The organism is Sphingomonas turrisvirgatae (assembly GCF_001721295.1).
Lineage (GTDB): Bacteria > Pseudomonadota > Alphaproteobacteria > Sphingomonadales > Sphingomonadaceae > Sphingomonas > Sphingomonas turrisvirgatae.
In genome coordinates this window covers 56,977-73,652 of the sequence record NZ_MDDS01000068.1, presented here as the reverse complement: position 1 = coordinate 73,652, position 16,676 = coordinate 56,977, and the positions used below count along the sequence as shown (strand labels likewise).

Annotated in this window: 14 protein-coding genes; 10 read left to right on the top strand and 4 right to left on the bottom strand. The window is 67.1% G+C overall.

Annotation, left to right across the window (positions count from 1 at the left end; translation table 11 throughout):
- Positions 1–56: 56 nt before the first annotated feature.
- Positions 57–947 carry a glycosyltransferase family 9 protein gene (locus tag BFL28_RS17055; protein WP_069321718.1) on the top strand — a complete coding sequence of 297 codons (891 nt, stop codon included), beginning with the start codon at positions 57–59 and terminating at the stop codon, positions 945–947.
- A gap of 4 nt (positions 948–951) precedes the next feature.
- Positions 952–1,386 (top strand): DUF6165 family protein, encoded by a 435-nt coding sequence (locus BFL28_RS17050; protein ID WP_069321717.1) that lies wholly within the window; start codon positions 952–954, stop codon positions 1,384–1,386.
- Here BFL28_RS17050 and BFL28_RS17045 read toward each other — a convergent pair.
- Complete coding sequence (locus tag BFL28_RS17045; RefSeq protein WP_241527375.1) at positions 1,352–1,948, bottom strand: histidine phosphatase family protein; 597 nt, start codon at positions 1,946–1,948, stop codon at positions 1,352–1,354. The two genes, BFL28_RS17050 and BFL28_RS17045, sit on opposite strands and share 35 nt — an antisense overlap.
- A gap of 259 nt (positions 1,949–2,207) precedes the next feature.
- Between BFL28_RS17045 and BFL28_RS17040 the strand changes: the two genes are divergently transcribed.
- The 7 genes from BFL28_RS17040 (at position 2,208) to BFL28_RS17005 (ending at position 10,133) form a co-directional block, all read left to right on the top strand.
- Positions 2,208–3,323 (top strand): NAD-dependent epimerase/dehydratase family protein, encoded by a 1,116-nt coding sequence (locus BFL28_RS17040; protein ID WP_069321715.1) that lies wholly within the window; start codon positions 2,208–2,210, stop codon positions 3,321–3,323.
- Positions 3,320–4,405, top strand: coding sequence for an NAD-dependent epimerase/dehydratase family protein (locus BFL28_RS17035; RefSeq protein WP_069321714.1), 1,086 nt, complete (start codon positions 3,320–3,322; stop codon positions 4,403–4,405). Before BFL28_RS17040 ends, BFL28_RS17035 begins: the two co-directional genes overlap by 4 nt.
- A gap of 8 nt (positions 4,406–4,413) precedes the next feature.
- Entirely contained in the window at positions 4,414–5,514 is a 1,101-nt protein-coding gene (locus BFL28_RS17030; protein ID WP_069321713.1) for a glycosyltransferase family 4 protein, read from the top strand.
- Entirely contained in the window at positions 5,511–6,620 is a 1,110-nt protein-coding gene (locus BFL28_RS17025; protein ID WP_069321712.1) for a CgeB family protein, read from the top strand. The genes BFL28_RS17030 and BFL28_RS17025 overlap by 4 nt, the downstream gene beginning before the upstream one ends.
- A complete protein-coding gene (locus tag BFL28_RS17020; RefSeq protein WP_069321711.1) occupies positions 6,617–7,705 on the top strand; it encodes a CgeB family protein in 1,089 nt (362 codons plus the stop codon). The genes BFL28_RS17025 and BFL28_RS17020 overlap by 4 nt, the downstream gene beginning before the upstream one ends.
- Positions 7,702–9,813 carry an NAD-dependent epimerase/dehydratase family protein gene (locus BFL28_RS21815; protein ID WP_079247246.1) on the top strand — a complete coding sequence of 704 codons (2,112 nt, stop codon included), beginning with the start codon at positions 7,702–7,704 and terminating at the stop codon, positions 9,811–9,813. The genes BFL28_RS17020 and BFL28_RS21815 overlap by 4 nt, the downstream gene beginning before the upstream one ends.
- A gap of 104 nt (positions 9,814–9,917) precedes the next feature.
- The gene (locus BFL28_RS17005; protein WP_069321710.1) at positions 9,918–10,133 is read left to right on the top strand and encodes a hypothetical protein; all 216 of its coding nucleotides are present in this window, start codon (positions 9,918–9,920) and stop codon (positions 10,131–10,133) included.
- Here BFL28_RS17005 and BFL28_RS17000 read toward each other — a convergent pair.
- Both BFL28_RS17000 and BFL28_RS16995 read right to left on the bottom strand, forming a co-directional pair.
- Complete coding sequence (locus BFL28_RS17000; protein ID WP_069321709.1) at positions 10,130–12,487, bottom strand: glycoside hydrolase family 95 protein; 2,358 nt, start codon at positions 12,485–12,487, stop codon at positions 10,130–10,132. The genes BFL28_RS17005 and BFL28_RS17000 overlap by 4 nt on opposite strands.
- Positions 12,484–13,875 carry a hypothetical protein gene (locus tag BFL28_RS16995; protein ID WP_069321708.1) on the bottom strand — a complete coding sequence of 464 codons (1,392 nt, stop codon included), beginning with the start codon at positions 13,873–13,875 and terminating at the stop codon, positions 12,484–12,486. Before BFL28_RS16995 ends, BFL28_RS17000 begins: the two co-directional genes overlap by 4 nt.
- Before the next feature lie 95 nt (positions 13,876–13,970).
- Between BFL28_RS16995 and BFL28_RS16990 the strand changes: the two genes are divergently transcribed.
- Positions 13,971–15,215 carry a glucuronyl esterase domain-containing protein gene (locus BFL28_RS16990; protein ID WP_206599139.1) on the top strand — a complete coding sequence of 415 codons (1,245 nt, stop codon included), beginning with the start codon at positions 13,971–13,973 and terminating at the stop codon, positions 15,213–15,215.
- Here the strand turns inward: BFL28_RS16990 and BFL28_RS16985 are convergent.
- Positions 15,212–16,621 carry an alpha-L-fucosidase gene (locus BFL28_RS16985; RefSeq protein ID WP_069321706.1) on the bottom strand — a complete coding sequence of 470 codons (1,410 nt, stop codon included), beginning with the start codon at positions 16,619–16,621 and terminating at the stop codon, positions 15,212–15,214. The genes BFL28_RS16990 and BFL28_RS16985 overlap by 4 nt on opposite strands.
- Positions 16,622–16,676 lie beyond the last annotated feature (55 nt).

Genomic DNA, 16,676 nt, shown 5'->3' with positions numbered 1-16,676 from the left:
TCACTATTTGATCGGTCCAGTGGAACACAAGTTGCTGGACTCGACTTTACTGAAGCATGAGCGACGCGCTTGAGCAGTGGACGGCGGCGATGCGCAGCGGGCGCTACCACACCGCATGGGCCATTGCCGAAGCATCGCTGCGCGCACGCGATCCGGCGACGCGCGACGACCCCTCATTGCCCTTTCATCAGCGCTGGGTGTGGGACGGCAGCGATCCGCAGGGCCGCGACGTGCTGGTGCGCTGCTATCACGGCCTCGGCGACACGATCCAGTTTGCCCGCTACCTCCCCATCCTGGCACAGCGCGCACGGTCCCTGACGGTCGAGGCACAACCCAGGCTCATCGCGTTGCTGAGCGGCATTGCCGGCATTGATCGGCTGGTGCCGTTCGATCCGGCACGCCCGCTGCCGCCCGCCGAGTGCGATATCGAGATCACCGAACTCGACCTCGTCCTGCGCGTCGCGCCCGACGCAGTCGCCGCGCCCTACCTCAGGGCGTCACGCGCGATCCTGCCGCGTCATACCCTTGCGCTCTGCCATGCGGCCGGCGACTGGGACCCGCAGCGCAACATCCCGGCCGATCTGCTCGAGCCGATCTGCCGGCAGGCGCCGACGCTCACCCTGGTCGCGGATGCTTCCCCGCTGCCGGTGCTGAACCCGGCCGGCTGCCCGTTCGATATGGCCGTGACAGCGGCCTTCGTCGCAACGGCCGAACTCGTCATCACCGTCGACACGATGATCGCGCATCTCGCCGGCGCGATGGGACGCCCAACCTGGCTGCTGCTCAAGCATGAGCCAGACTGGCGCTGGTCGCCGCACAGCCGCACCAGTCCGTGGTACCCGTCGATGCGGCTGTATGCCCAGCCACACCCGGGCGACTGGCAGTCGGTCGCCGATGCCGCGATCGCGGACTTCGCCCAGCGCGCCCTCCTTACAGCCGAAAGCTAAGCCGATGTCCGACGCCGACTGCCCCTCCGTTCCCGTCTCGTGGGGCGAATTGCTCGACAAGCTCACGATCCTTGCGATCAAGCGCGAGCGGATCACGCGCGCCGACGCCCTGCTGCATGTGGAGCAGGAACATGCGCTGCTCAGCGCCGCCGCCGCGCAGGTGATGGATACCGCCGGGCTTGCACCGTTGATGCAGCGCCTGACCCGCATCAACGCGACGCTGTGGGAGGTCGAGGATGCACTGCGTGAACAGGAGGCCGATGCGCAGTTCGGCCCGAGCTTCGTCGCGCTCGCCCGGTCGGTGTACAAGACCAATGACGAGCGCGCCGCGATCAAGCGCGCCATCAACGACCTGCTCGGCTCGGCGCTGGTCGAAGAGAAAAGCTATGCTCAAGCGCCGCCGGTCACGCCGGTGCTGGTCGCACAGCCGGCACATTGAGCGCGGCCAGCCGGGCGTGGCCCTCGCCCAGCACCAACGTCGTCACCGAACCCGGATCACAATCCAGCACGAACATGCGATCGAGGCCGATGCCGAGCAGGTCGGCGACCAGGCCGCGAATGATGTCGCAATGGGTGACGCAGATCGCCGTATCGCCGCCGGGCAGCGACCATAGATACTCGCGCGCGCGCGCGACCGCCTCGGCCATCGTCTCGCCGCCGGGGCAGCGTGCCGTCGCGCGCTCGCGATTCCAGCGTTGCCAGTCCTTATCGCTGTCCAACGCCGCGAAACTGCGTCCAGTGAATGTGCCGAAGTCGATCTCGTCCAGCGCAGCCGCCTCGCGCACCGACAGGTCGAGCCGCGTGGCGATCGGCGCCGCGGTCTGCCGTGCACGGAGTTGCGGGCTGCTGTGCAGCGACGCCGGCCGGCAGCCGTCGAACCATTCCCCCAATGCCACCGCCTGCGCGCGGCCTTGCGCGTTCAGCGGGATTGCCGATCGTCCGCTCAGCACCCGGCCTACTTCGTCATGATCGCCATGCCGCACGAGGTGGATGGTTCGCATCATCGGCGCTTCTTTACATGAATCAGCTATTATCCTTGATCCATGTAAACTTGAATCCCGTATGGCGTTGAGAAGCTTTGTAGATGCTATTGCCGGATGAGCAACAAAGTACATAACCTATGTTTGCATCAACAAACATCAGGGAACTAGATGAAGAAGAAGATGTTCAACCCCGCGACGGAAGCGAACCGTCGGCGTTTTTCAGGCGAGTCTAAATAGATCGCTGGATGCCAGATGTAAATCTGCGGGGAGATACGGCATGGCGGAAAAGGTCCTGATCACTGGCGGCGCCGGCTTCATCGGGCGCCAGGTGACCGCCGAACTGCTTCGCCGCGGCAATCAGGTCCGCATCCTGGATTGCATGCTGCCCCAGGTTCATGGCCAGGCCGATCGCCCGGCCGACCTCGATGACGATGCCGAACTGATCGTCGCCGATATACGGAATGGCGATGCCGTCGCCCGCGCGCTCAACGGTGTCGGCAGCGTCATCCACCTCGCCGCCGAAGTCGGTGTCGGCCAGTCGATGTACGAAGTCGAACGCTACACCTCGACCAACGATGTCGGCACCGCCGTCCTGTTCGAACGGCTGATCGACCATCCTGTCCGCCGCGTCGTCACCGCATCATCGATGAGCATCTATGGCGAGGGGCTGTATCGCGACGTCGCCGGCAACCTGGTCGAGGATGCCGAGCGCGGCATCGTGCGCGACGGGCAGCAGGTGTGGAACCCGGTCGACCTGAACGGCCATCAACTCGCGCCACTGCCCACGCCGGAATGGAAACGGCCCAGCCTTGCCTCGATCTATGCGCTCAACAAATATGTGCAGGAGCGCACCACGCATATCATGGGCGCCCCCTATGGCATCGAGAGCGTGTGCCTGCGCCTGTTCAACGTTTACGGCCCCGGTCAGGCGCTCTCCAATCCCTATACCGGCGTGTTGGCGATCTTCGCCTCGCGCCTGCTCAACGGCCAGCGCCCGATGATCTTCGAGGATGGCGAGCAGCGCCGCGATTTCGTGCATGTGAGCGACGTCGCCCGCGCCTTTGCCGACGCGCTCACCCTGCCCGAAGCGGTCGGGCAGACTTTCAACATCGGATCGGGCCAGGATCGTTCGGTGACTGAAGTCGCCCAGGCGCTAGCCCGCGCAATGGGCAAGAACGACATCGAGCCGGAGATCGTGGGCAAGGCGCGCATCGGGGACATCCGGCACTGTTTTGCCGACACCAGCCTCGCCGAACAGCGTATCGGTTTCCGGGCGCGGCAGGATTTCGAAGAGGGGCTGGCCGAACTGGCCGAATGGGTCGGGCAGCAGACCGCCGAGGACCGCGTCGATGATGCGCGCGCCGAACTCGAAGCGCGGGGCCTCGTCGCATGACCCCCGCCGCCGATCGTCCGATCCTGGTCACCGGCGGCGCTGGCTTCATCGGCTGCAACATTGCCGACCGCCTGGCGGGACAGGGCAACCGCGTCATCGTCTATGACGCACTCTCGCGTCCCGGCGTCGAGCGCAACCTCGCCTGGCTGCAGCGCCGCCATGGCGATCTGATCCAGCCGGTGATCGCCGACATTCGCGACGGCATCCTCGCCGAAACGGTGCGCGACGCGCGCGCCGTGTTCCACATGGCGGCGCAAGTCGCGGTGACGACCAGCCTCGCCGACCCGCGCGAGGATTTCGAGATCAACATCGGCGGCACCTTCGCCGTGCTTGAAGCCGCGCGTCAGGCGTCCACGCCGCCCCCGGTCATCTTCGCCTCGACCAACAAGGTCTATGGCGATCTCGCCGACCTCGAGTTCGTCGCCACCGATCGGGGCTATCTTCCCGCGGACGCGCAGATCCGCCGCAACGGTATCGGGGAACAGCGCCCGCTCGATTTCCACACGCCCTATGGCTGTTCGAAGGGCGCGGCGGACCAGTATGTCCTCGATTATGCGCGCAGCTTCGGGCTGCCTGCCGCCGTGCTGCGGATGAGCTGCATCTATGGCGAACGTCAGATGGGGACCGAGGATCAGGGCTGGGTCGCGCACTTCCTGATCCGCGCGCTTCAGGATCAGCCGATCACGCTCTACGGCGACGGCCAGCAGGTCCGCGACATCCTCGACGTCGGCGACGCCGTCGATGCCTATCTTGCCGCATGGCAGCGGATCGATCGCATCGCGGGGCGCGCCTTCAACCTGGGTGGCGGCGCTGCCAATGCGGTCAGCCTGCGCGTGCTGATCGATCATATCGGGCGGCTGATCGGGCGCGAGCCGACGGTCGGCTTCGACGACTGGCGCGCTGGCGATCAACGCTACTTCGTGGCCGATACCCGCGCCGCCCGCTCCGCACTCGGCCTTGCTGCCCCGTTACCATGGCGCGATGGCGTGGCGCGGCTGGCGACGTGGCTGGCTGGTGAACGCGGCATCGACCTGCCAGCCCACGCGGCGCAGGCACCGGTCCTGCAAGCGATCGCCTTGTGACAAGCGCGATGCGCGTCCTCATCACCACCGATGCGGTCGGCGGCGTGTGGCAGTACAGTGTCGACCTGGCGCGCGAACTCGGCGTGCTGGGCGTGGAATGCGTGCTGGCGCTGCTCGGCCCGCCGCCCTCGCCGGCGCAGCGCGCCGAAGCGCAGGCGATCGCCACCGCAACGCTGATCGAAACCGGCCTGCCGCTCGACTGGCTGTGCGATGGTCCCAAGCCTGTGCTGGCCGCCGGCGCGGCGATCGGCGACTTGGCCCGCGCGCAGCGCGTCGATCTGGTGCAACTCAACATGCCGACGCTCGGCGCAGCCTCGCCCATCGGCGTGCCGACCGTCGCGGTGACGCATGGCTGCGTATCGACCTGGTGGCAGGCGGCAAAGCGCGGTCAACCGCTCGATCCGATGTTCGACTGGCACCGCCGGCTGATGGGTGAAGGGCTGCGCGCCGCCGATCGCCTGGTCGCGCCGACCGCCAGCTATGCGCGGGTCGTCGCGCGCCATTACGGCCTGCGCCACGCGCCTGCCGTGGTGCATAACGGGCGCACCGCACTGCCGGCGAGGACGAGTGCGATGCACGACCGCGCGCTGACCGTCGGGCGCCTGTGGGACAAGGTGAAGCGCGCCGCGTTGCTCGACACCGCCGCCGCGCGGCTCACCGTGCCGTTCGATGCCGCCGGCACCGTGACCGGGCCGCATGGCGAGCAAGTCGATCTTGCCAACCTGCACCTGCTCGGCACGCTCGACGGCGCCGCGCTCGGCGACCGGCTCGCATCGCGGCCGGTGTTCGTCTCTGCCGCTTCGTTCGAGCCGTTCGGCCTTGCCGTGCTCGAGGCGGCTCAGGCGGGCTGCGCGCTGGTGCTTTCCGACATTTCCAGCTTCCGCGAGCTGTGGGACGGGGCGGCGCTGTTCGTGGCGGGCGACGATGCCGCCGCCTACGTCCATGCCATCGACACGCTGATCGGCGACAGCGCGCTTCGCCACCGGCTCGGCGAAGCCGCCCGGCAGCGGGCCGCGCGCTACACGCCCCAGGCGATGGCCGCGCGGATGCACGGCATCTATGCCGGACTGCTCGCCGACCACGCTCCACGCGGAAAGGTCGCGGCATGAAGATCGTCTATTTCACCCATTCGCTTGCTTCGTGCTGGAACCATGGCAACGCGCATTTCCTGCGCGGCGTGCTGAGCGAACTGATCGCGCGCGGCCATCAGGTCGAGGTGTGGGAGCCGGAAAACGCCTGGAGCCTTCAAAACCTGCTCGCTGATCATGGCGAAGCCGGGCTCGAACCCTATCGCACCGCCTATCCCGAACTGCGCTCGTCCACCTATACGCCGCTCTGCTTCCCCGAACGGATGGTCGAGGGCGCGGACCTCGTCATCGTGCACGAATGGAACGATCCCAAGCTGGTCGCCCGGCTCGGCCGCGTGCGCAGCTGCGGCGCGCCGTTCACGCTCCTCTTCCACGACACGCATCATCGCGCGGTGAGCGAGCCTGCGGCAATGCGTGCCTATGACCTCTCGGGCTATGACGGCGTGTTGGCGTTCGGCGAGACGCTGTCGGACGTCTATCGCGGCTGGGGCTGGGCGGATCGCGTATGGACGTGGCACGAAGCCGCCGATCTGCGCCGCTTCCACCCGCCCCTCGAAGAAGGCGAGCGCGAAGGTCTCGTGTGGATCGGCAATTGGGGCGATGGCGAGCGGACGCAGGAGCTTGAAACCTTCCTGTTCAGCCCGGCGCAGGATGCCGGGCTGCCGCTCGACATCTACGGCGTGCGCTATCCCGACGAGGCAAAGGCAACGCTTGCCCGCTACGGCGTCAACTATCACGGCTGGGCACCCAACGCCCGCGCGCCGAAACTGTTCGCACGTCACCTCGCAACGGTGCACGTGCCGCGCCGCTACTACAGTACGATCCTGCCCGGCATTCCCACGATCCGCGTGTTCGAGGCGCTTGCCTGCGGCATTCCGCTGGTCTCGGCGCCGTGGGACGATGCCGAGGGGCTGTTCCGCCCGGGGCAGGACTATCTCGTGGCGCGCGATGGCGCTGAAATGACGCGGCACCTCACCGCCCTGAGCAACGATCCAGCGCTGCGGGCCGAATTGGTCCGCAACGGCCTTGAGACGATCCGCGCCCGTCACAGCTGCGCGCACCGCGTTGACGAACTGCTCGCCATCGTCGCCAGCCTCACCACCCTGCCAGCCAAGGACGCCGCATGAAGATCGCTTTCTACGGGTCGAGCCTGCTGTCCTCCTACTGGAACGGGGCGGCGACCTATTATCGCGGGATCCTGAAGGCGCTGGCCAGCCACGGCTACGACATCACCTTCTACGAACCCGATGCGTTCGACCGCCAGCAGCATCGTGACATCGATCCGCCCGAATGGGCGCGATCGGTGGTCTATCCCGCCACCCGAGAAGGGCTGCGCAGCGTGCTGGCACAGGCAGCGGCTGCCGACATCGTGGTCAAGGCGAACGGCGTGGGCGTATTCGACCAGGAATTGCTCGAAGGCGTGATCGCGCAGAGCCGGCCCGACGCGCTCAAGATCTACTGGGACGTTGATGCCGCCGCGACGCTGGACGAGATGCGCGGCGCCCCCTCGCACCCCGTCATCCGCGCGCTACCGGACCTCGACATGGTGCTGACCTATGGCGGCGGACCGCCGGTGGTGAATGCCTATACCGGCTTCGGCGCTGCGGCTTGCGTGCCGATCTACAACGCGCTCGATCCCGAAACGCACCACCCCGCCCCTGCCGACCCGCGCTTTACCGCCGATCTCGGGCTGCTTGCCAACCGCCTGCCGGACCGCGAAACGCGGATCGAGCAATTCTTCCTCGAACCCGCCGCGCAGCTGCCGGACGCAAGCTTCCTGCTTGGCGGCAATGGCTGGCACGACAAGTCCATGCCGGCGAATGTGCGCGCGATCGGCCATGTCGGCACTGCCGATCACAACGCCTTCAACTGCACGCCTCGAGCGGTCCTGAACGTCGCGCGGGATTCGATGGCGCATATCGGCTTCTCCCCCGCCACCCGCGTGTTCGAAGCGGCCGGCGCCGCCGCCTGCCTGATCACCGACGCATGGGAGGGGATCGAGCTGTTCCTGATCCCGAACGCTGAAGTGCTGGTCGCGCGCGACGGGCAGGACGTGGCCGAGCATCTCGAAGCCCTCACGGACGATCGCGCCCGTGCCATCGGTCAGGCGGCGCTCGCCCGCGTTCTGGCCGAACACACCTACGACCTGCGCGGGCAGCAGGTTCACGCGATCTTTCAGCAACACCGCCAGCGCCTGACGGAGGCCGCATGAAACTCGTCGTCCTTGGCCTCAGCCTCGGCTCCTCCTGGGGCAATGGCCATGCCACCACTTTCCGCGCGCTGCTCAAGGCTTATGCCGCGCGCGGGCATGACGTCCTGTTCCTCGAACGCGATGTGCCGTGGTATTCGGGCGATCATCGCGACCTGATCGATCCCGATTTCTGCGACCTCGTCTACTATCCCGACCTGGCCGCGCTGGATGCCTGGCGTGAGACGATCGAGACCGCCGATGCTGTCATCGTCGGCTCCTACGTGCCGGACGGCGTCGATGTTGCTCGGTTCGTCCAGGGTAGCGCGCGCGGCGTTACCGCCTTTTACGACATCGACACGCCGGTCACGCTTGCCAAGCTGGAGCGCGGCGACTTCGAATATCTCTCGCCCGACGTCATCCCCGGCTTTGACGTGTACCTCTCCTTTACGGGCGGTCCGACGCTCGACCGGATCGAACAGCAGTATGGCTCGCCTGCAGCGCGCGCGCTTTACTGCTCGGTGGACGAAAGCGTCTATGTCCCGCTCGGCACCCAGAAACGCTGGGACCTCACCTATCTCGGCACCTACAGCCCGGATCGTCAGCCGACGCTGGAGACGCTGCTGCTTGAGCCCGCGCGCCGCTGCCCCGACCTCCAATTCGCCGTTGCCGGCCCGCAATATCCAGACGACATCGACTGGCCGAGCAATGTCGAGCGGATCGAGCATCTCCCGCCCGCGCAGCATGCCGAATTCTACTCGGCCTCTCGCATGACCTTGAACGTGACACGCGCCGACATGATCGCGGCCGGCTGGTCGCCCTCGGTCAGGCTGTTCGAAGCCGCCGCCTGCGGCACCCCGATCCTGTCGGATCGCTGGGACGGCATCGACAGCCTGTTCGTGCCCGGCGAGGAAATCCTGCTCGCCGCGACGCCCGAAGAGGCAATCGCCGCGATCTGCCGCCCCTCGACCCGCGTCGGCGCGGCGGCGCGCGAGCGCGTGCTGGAAGGGCACACGGCGGCGCATCGCGCCGCGCAACTCGAAGCGCATCTTACCGAAGCCCAGAACAGAAAAATGGCGCCGGCCCCGGCGGCGCTTAGCGAGCGGAGCCTTCAACCGATGACCAACAACCATCCCCTCACCCTCGTCGCCGGCGGCGCCGGGTTCATCGGATCGCATCTGTGCGCGGAGCTGCTATCGCGCGGCCATCGCGTCGTGTGCCTCGACAATCTCCAGACCGCACGCCCGTCGAACCTGCAACTGCTCGAAGGCCACCCCAATTTCGAGTTCGTCGAGGCTGACATCGTCAATCCGCTGCCGCGCGAGATCCTGTATCGCACCGGCCAGTTCGACCGCGTCTACAACCTCGCCTGTGCCGCCTCGCCGCCGCAATATCAGGCCGATCCCGAACACACGATGCTGACCTGCGTCGTCGGCACCAGCAACCTCCTGCACCTAGCCGAGGCCGCTGGCGCGCGTTTCCTGCTCACCTCCACCAGCGAAGTCTATGGCGACCCCGAAGTGCACCCGCAGCGCGAGGACTATCGCGGCTGGGTCAACTGCACCGGCCCGCGCGCCTGCTACGACGAGGGCAAGCGCGCAGCCGAGGCGCTGGCGTTCGACTTCGTGCGGATGAAGCGCGCCGAAGTCCGCGTCGCGCGCATCTTCAACACCTATGGCCCGCACATGCACCCCGATGACGGGCGCGTCGTGTCCAACCTCATCTGTCAGGCGCTGTCGGGCCGCGACGTCACCATCTATGGCGACGGCATGCAGACACGCAGCTTCTGCTATGTCAGCGACATGGTGAACGGCCTGATCGCGCTGATGGAAAGCGACATCGACGGGCTGGAGCCAGTCAATCTCGGCAATCCCGAAGAGCGCACCGTCAACGAGCTGGCGCAGGCGATCTTCGCCCTCATGGATCGACCGGTGACCGTCACGAATTTGCCGCTGCCGGTCGACGATCCCCGGCGCCGCCGGCCTGATATCTCGCGCGCGGAGCGGTTGCTGAACTGGCGCCCGACGATGCCGCTCGTGCAGGGGCTGGCGCGCACGTTCGCCTGGTTCGCCGAGGAGCTGGGCGAAGCGAGCGAGCGCGAGGTGGCGGTCATGCCCGTCGCCGCCGAATAGGTCGGGCATTCGTCGATCGATGGAGCCGCCTCGCCGCGATCGGCAGGCCGGCGCTCTTTCATGCCGCCGCCGCTACCCTAGCTGGACGGTGAAAGGAGGAGCGCATGGCACTGCCCGCGACCACGATCGCACCCGAGGTCATCCACTGTATCGAAGCCGACCGCACCCCGACGCCGGATGAGCTTCAACGCGTGGCCCAGCACATCCGTAGCGACCTGCTGCGCAGCGCCCCGGCCTTCGCATGGGGTCAAGCGAGCACTGAAGACGCCGAACAGCTGCTCCTGCTGCGCGCGGCCGAGGCTGCGACGACCGGCAACTAACGCCCCAGCCGCTGCGCCTTCAGCCCGGCGGCATCCGGCACGATGCGCACTCGCTCGCCTGCGCGCAGATTCAGGTCGAGCACCGCGTCCCCCCGGTGCACGCGCACTTTCCCCGAACTGCCGGCGTTCAGCACCGCCTCGCTAAGCTGTCCGGCGGACCAGGCGAGGTCCACGCCGATATTGCCCCGCGCCCGCATGCCGCGCAGCCGCCCGCTCGGCCAATAGCGCGGCAGGGCGGGCAGCAGGTGGATCCCGCCGCCATAGCTTTGCATCAGCATCTGCCCGATCCCCATCGCGCCGCCCAGATTGCCGTCGATCTGGAACGGGGGATGCGCGTCGAACATGTTGGGATAGGTGCGGCTTGGCCCCAGCAGCATCTTGAGCACCTTGTACGCGCGCTCGCGCTGCTCGAGCCGTGCCCACAAGTTGATCCGCCAGCCGATGCCCCAGCCGGTCGCATCGTCACCGCGGATCTGCAGGCTGCGCTGCGCAGCACGGGCAAGGTCGGGGGTGTCGCGCAGGGTGATCTGCTCGCCGGGATACAGCGCATAGAGGTGGCTGACGTGGCGGTGGTCGATCTCGGGCGCGTCCATGTCCCAATCCTCGAACCACTCCTGCAACTGCCCCGCCTTGCCGATCCGGTCGGGCGGCAGCTTGGCAAGCTTTGCCGCGATCTCGGCCCGCAGCTGCGCATCGCGCGCCAGCAGTTCCCCGGCCTCGATCGTGTGCGCGAACAGGTCGCGCAGCAGCTGGCTGTCCATCGCCGGACCGGCCGCGATCGAAATGCCCGGGCGATGCGAGTTCTCGGGCGAGTTGGACGGCGCCATCACCCATTCGCCGGTGCGCGGATGCGGCACCAGCGCGTCGAGATAGAATTGGCACGACGACGCCATCAGGGGATACAGCTCGGCCAGGAAGGCGCGGTCGCGGCTATAGTCCCAATGGTCCCACAGCGTGTTGAGCAGCCACGCCCCACCCATCGGCCACATGCCGTAAAAGGCCGAGCTATTGACCGTCGCCTGCCGCCACAGGTCGGTGTTGTGATAGGTGACCCAGCCGCGCGCGCCCCAGTCGTTGCGCGCCGTGCGCTGGCCGGTGATCGCCAGATCCTTGACCAGTCGCAGCAGCGGCTCGACCAGCTCGCCCAGGCCCGCCGGATCGGCGAGCCAATAGTTCATCTCGGCGTTGATGTTGAGCGTCCATTTGGACTCCCAGGGCGGGTCCGTCCGCTCGTTCCAGATGCCCTGCAAATTGGCCGGCTGAGTCCCCGGCCGCGACGATGCGATCAGCAGATAGCGGCTGAACTGATAATAGAGCGCCACCAGCGCCGGATCGTCCAGCTCGCCCGACCGCGCGATCCGCTGGTCGGTCGGCAGGTCGGCGGACGGCGTGCGGCCAAGGTCGAGCTCGACCCGGCGGAACAGCTTGCGATGATCGGCCTGATGCGCCGCCAGCAGGGCCGGCCAGCCCTTGGCGCTTGCCGCCGCGATGTCGGCGCGCACGATCGACGACGGGTCGCCGCCGATATCGTCGAAGCGGCGATAGCTGGTGGCGGTCGCGACCAGCAGCACGACTTGCGTCGCACCCTCGATCCGGATGCCGTCGCGCCCGGTAATCTGACGCCCGCCTTCTCGCAGCACCTTGACCCGCGTCTCGAACCGGATGCCGCCCGGTACGCCATGCTGCGCCGGGCCTATGCCGCGCATGACGATCATATCGTCGCCCTCGACCGCGATTTCGCCATCCTGCGGCGTCGACAACCCGACCGTGACGCTGACCGATCCGCTCGGCGCATCGGTCGACAGCCGCACCGCGACGACCCGATCGGGCGCCGATGCGATCACTTCGCGCAGATGCGTCACCTGCCGCACCTTGAACCGGGTGGTGGCGATGGCGCCATCAAGGTCCAGTTCGCGCCGATAGTCGTGCGCGCCTTCGATCCCCGGGAAGATCAGCATGAGGTCGCCGATCGGCTGGTACGACATCTGCCGTGCCGGATTGGCCACGACCGTCTCGTTGGCACGGTCCTGCGCTTCCTTGAACTTGCCCGCGAGCAGCAGCTCGCGCGCCTGGCGCATGCCCGCCCCCGCTTTCGGGTTCGTGCCATCATAGGGCGAACCGGCGTGGAACGTGTCTTCGTTGAGCTGGATACGCTCGCTCGCGATCCCGCCGAACACCATGGCGCCGAGACGCCCGTTGCCCAGCGGCAGCGCCTGTACCCATTCGCTTGCCGGTCGGTCGTACCACAGCCGATTTGGATGATCCGCCGCGTCGCCGTTCGCCCGGACCGGCAGCGCGGAGGCAAGCGCAAGGCCGGCACCGGCCTTCAGCGTGGCACGCCGTGAAACGCTCATCGCCGCGCCACCGTGAAGTCCATGGCAGTTACCGGCGGCACGGTCACCGTGCGCACCGGGCGGCGCTTTCGGCTCGTCAGCGACGTGGCGTCACGCGCCGCCGCGGCAGGACCGGTCAGGATCGTCACGCCTGGCTCGGGCGTCGCGGGCAGTTCCACCGTCACCGGCCCATCGCCCTGATTGACCAGCACGATGTGATCGCGCCCGTCTTTCCGCAGCGCGTAATGGTCGAAATACGGCACCTCGGGCGCACTCGTCGCAAGGAACGTCGCCCCGTCGAAACGCTGGCCGAACTGGGTGCCATAGTAGAGCGGCCGCCTGGTAAAGCCCTTGGTCGGCGTGCCGACGATCGGCGAATAATTGCCATAGCCGCCGCCATGCCAGTTGATCCCGATCCAGCCGCGCCGCGCCCAGTCGAGCATGCGGTTCGCGCCCCATACAGATGCGGCATGGACGTCCGACACCCCGACCTTGCCGCCGTCCCAACAGCTATTTCCTTCGGCCATGCGATAGGGCAGGCCCGACACCTGCCGCGCCGCCGTCACCGCGTCATAGCCGGCCTGCTTGAACGTCGCGGTCTTCGCCTCGGGCACCTTGAGCCGATCGAGCGTCGCTTCGGGCGATCCCGCCGGCCCCATCGCATAATAATGGCCGGTCAGCATGGCGATGTCGGGATAGCGTTTGGCGACGGCGGCGAAGGCGGTGAGATAGTCGAGCTTGTTCGAGATCGCCGGACCAGCAAATCTGGCACCCGGCACGGCCGCGACGATCGCGCTGTGGAACCGGTCCCATTCGGCGAGATAGTCGGCCGGTCCCCAGTTCGCCGGGCGATAGCGGTTGCGGAACGCATCCGGCTCGTTGCCGATCTGCAACGCAACCAACCGTTGACCCAGGATGCGGGTCACGTCCACCGCTTCGCGCGCCGCCTCGTCTGGCGTCGCATGGGCGAGGTTCAGGCCATACAGGCACGTCCAGCCGGTTGCGTCGAGGAAGCCGCGCAGGTTCTGCAGCGCCAGCGTCGAGACGTTCAGCCCCTCGCGGTTCAGCTTGTTGTGTTCCGGTCCATGGATCTCGAACGCCGGTGGGATGATCCGGTCGCCGACATAGCGGGTGTGCTCGCCCGACGACCCGCCGAGCCGGATCACGCCCGACGGCGACAGGCCACGCACCAGGCTCACGAACACACGGCTGGTCGGCGAAAAATAGCCTGGATTGGACAATTGCGCCCGTTCGAATGACAGGCCGACGAAATCACGCGGAATGGTGGGTCCGGTGCGCTTCGGGTCGAACGTCAGCCGGATTGCCGGTGTCCGCGCCATCGCCACGCGAGGCAACAAGAGCCCGCTTCCCGTTACTGCGAGCGTACCCAGCAGGTCGCGACGGTTCATGGTCCTCTCCCTTTCCAGCGCCATTGCGGCCGCCCTGAAGTCATCATATGAATGACGAACCTGTCTGACAAGCAACTAGAGCGGCAAGGATGCAGATGATTGCGCGCATGCTGATACTGGCCTGTCTCACCCTTGCCACGCCAGCGGTTGCACAGCTGGACGGCAATCGTGACGAGGCCAGGGTCGCACCGTACCGCCTGCCCGACCCGCTCACCTTCGCCAATGGACAGCCAGTCCGCTCAGCCGCGCAATGGCGCAAGCGGCGCGCCGAACTGATCGAACTGTTCGAAGCCAATATCTATGGCGTCGCGCCGCGCGCACCGCGGCCGCGCTATCGTATCGACGAACAAAGCGATGTCGCACTGAACGGCCTTGCAGTCCGGCGACAAGTCACGGTGCTGCTGAATGGCCGCGAAGCCGGCCCGCAGCTGCGCGTGCTCCTCTACCTGCCGACCACGGCGCGCGGTCCGGTGCCGGTGTTCGTCGGCCCCAATTTTCACGGCAATCAGGCGATCCATCCCGACCCGGCGATCTTAATCACCCCAGCCTGGGTCACCCCCGCCCCCGGCATTCGCAAGGGCAGCGCGACGCTTCACTCGCGCGGCATCGACGCCGCCGAATGGCCGGTCGAAACAATCCTGCGCGCCGGCTATGGCGTCGCAACCTATTTCACCGGCGATCTGTATCCGGATGGCGACGACAAGGTCGCGACCAGCATCCATCCCGCCTTCGACACCAATGCGTCCGACCCGCAACATTGGGGCGCCATCGCCACCTGGGCGTGGGGACTCAGCCGCGTCTACGACTATCTTGCCACCGTGCCGCAGGTCGATCGCCGCCGCGTCATCGGCGTCGGCCATTCGCGCTATGGAAAGGCGGCGCTGTGGGCCGGCGCGCGCGACGAGCGCTTTGCCATGGTCGTCTCGAACAATTCGGGCGAAGGCGGCGCGGCGCTCTATCGCCGCAACTATGGCGAGACGATCCGCGTGATGAACAACTACTGGTTCGCGCCGCGCTTCAAGACGTTCGCCGAGCGCGAGGCCGAGCTGCCGGTCGACGCGCACCAGCTGATCGCGCTAGTTGCCCCCCGCCCGGTTTATGTCGCAAGCGCCAGCGACGATTGGTGGGCCGACCCGCGCGGCGAATTTCTGGCGGCGAAGGGCGCCGATCCGGTCTATCGGCTGCTGGGCGCCGGCGGACTGGACGCCGCCGACATGCCCGCGCCCGACCATCCGGTGCATTCGCGCATCGGCTATCACCTACGCACCGGCCCGCACGGCATCACCGCCGCCGACTGGGCGAACTATATCGCGTTTGCGGACAAGTGGTTGAAGCCTTAGCTGCTCCGCGCGCCGCCCACATTCACGCCATAACGCGGCCATTCGGGCCGGATCAGATGGTGCCGAACATAGGGCGTGCCCTCGCACGTCAGCTCGATCACGCTCGTCGGATCGTCCGGCGGCACCTCGGGCAGGCCGGTCAGCCGCAGCGCGATGGCATCTTGGGTAAAGGCGACCGGCGCCCCCGTCTTTAGCAGCCGCGCGGACAGCACCTTCGTCCGAACGCCGCCCACCGCCACCACCGTCTCCGGGCGCAACGACGGCAGCACTGCCGCGGCGGGCGAGCGCGACGGCCAGAAATAGACATGGATGTAGAGCTTGTCCCCGGCCTTGGTGAAGTTCGTGTAATTCCCGAACGCCCCTGCCGCGCGCCCATCCGCCGGATAGATCGCAGCGCCATTGGTGCGCAGCCACGCGCCGACCGCCTCCAGCGTCTCGACCGATCCGCGCGGCACGCTGCCGTCCGGTTCCGGCCCGATGTTGAGCAGGTAATTGCCGCCCTGCTGCACGCACAGGGTCAGGTCGTTGACGACCCGCTTGGCCGGCTTCCACTGATCGTCGCTGCGCTGATACCCCCAGCCATAGTTCATCGTGTTGCACGATTCCCAGGCGCGGTCCTCCGCGGTAATGCGGTGCTCGGGCGTTCCGAAATCGCCTTCCAGGCCGTTGCGGTTGTTGACGATGATGTCGGGCTGAAGGTCGAACACCATGCGGTTCATCGCGTCCGCCCGCCACTGCTGCGGGGTCAGCGGCCAGTCGACATCGTACCACAAGATGTCGATCTTGCCGTAGTTGCTCAGCAACTCGCGCACCTGCGCATGGGCATAGCCGACGAACCGCTCACGCGCGTCGGCGTCATCCTTGCACCGCGCGCCGTCGGGATGGTGCCAGTCCATCAGCGAGTAATAGAGGCCGACGCGCAGCCCTTCCGCGCGGGCCGCTTCGACGAACTCGCGCACCAGATCGCGCTTCGCCCCATGCCGGGCTGCGTTATAATCGGTGGTCGCGGTGTCCCACAGGCAAAAGCCCTCGTGGTGCTTGGTCGTCAGCACCATGTATTTCTGCCCCGCCCGTTTCGCCAGCCGCGCCCACTCACGCGCCGCGCCCGGCTTGGGGCGAAATTGCGCCGCGAGCTTTTCATATTCGGGGATCGGAATGCCTTCCGATTCCATCACCCATTCCTGGTGCCCGATGATCGAATACAGGCCGTAATGGACGAACATCCCGAACTTGGCCTCGTGCCACCACTTCATGCGGCGGGCGCGGCTCTCCTCCTGATAGGGTAGCCGGACGCTCGCCTTCGCTGCGCTTGCGTCATCCGCCTCCTGCGCCGCAGCGCCCGACGCCAGCAGCGGCAAGCTGCCCGCCGCGCCCAGAAAGCCGCGCCGGTCGATCGAACCCGTCATGCAAACCTCCAGATACGAAAAGGCCCGACCTGTCGCCAGGCCGGGCCGTTGTTCG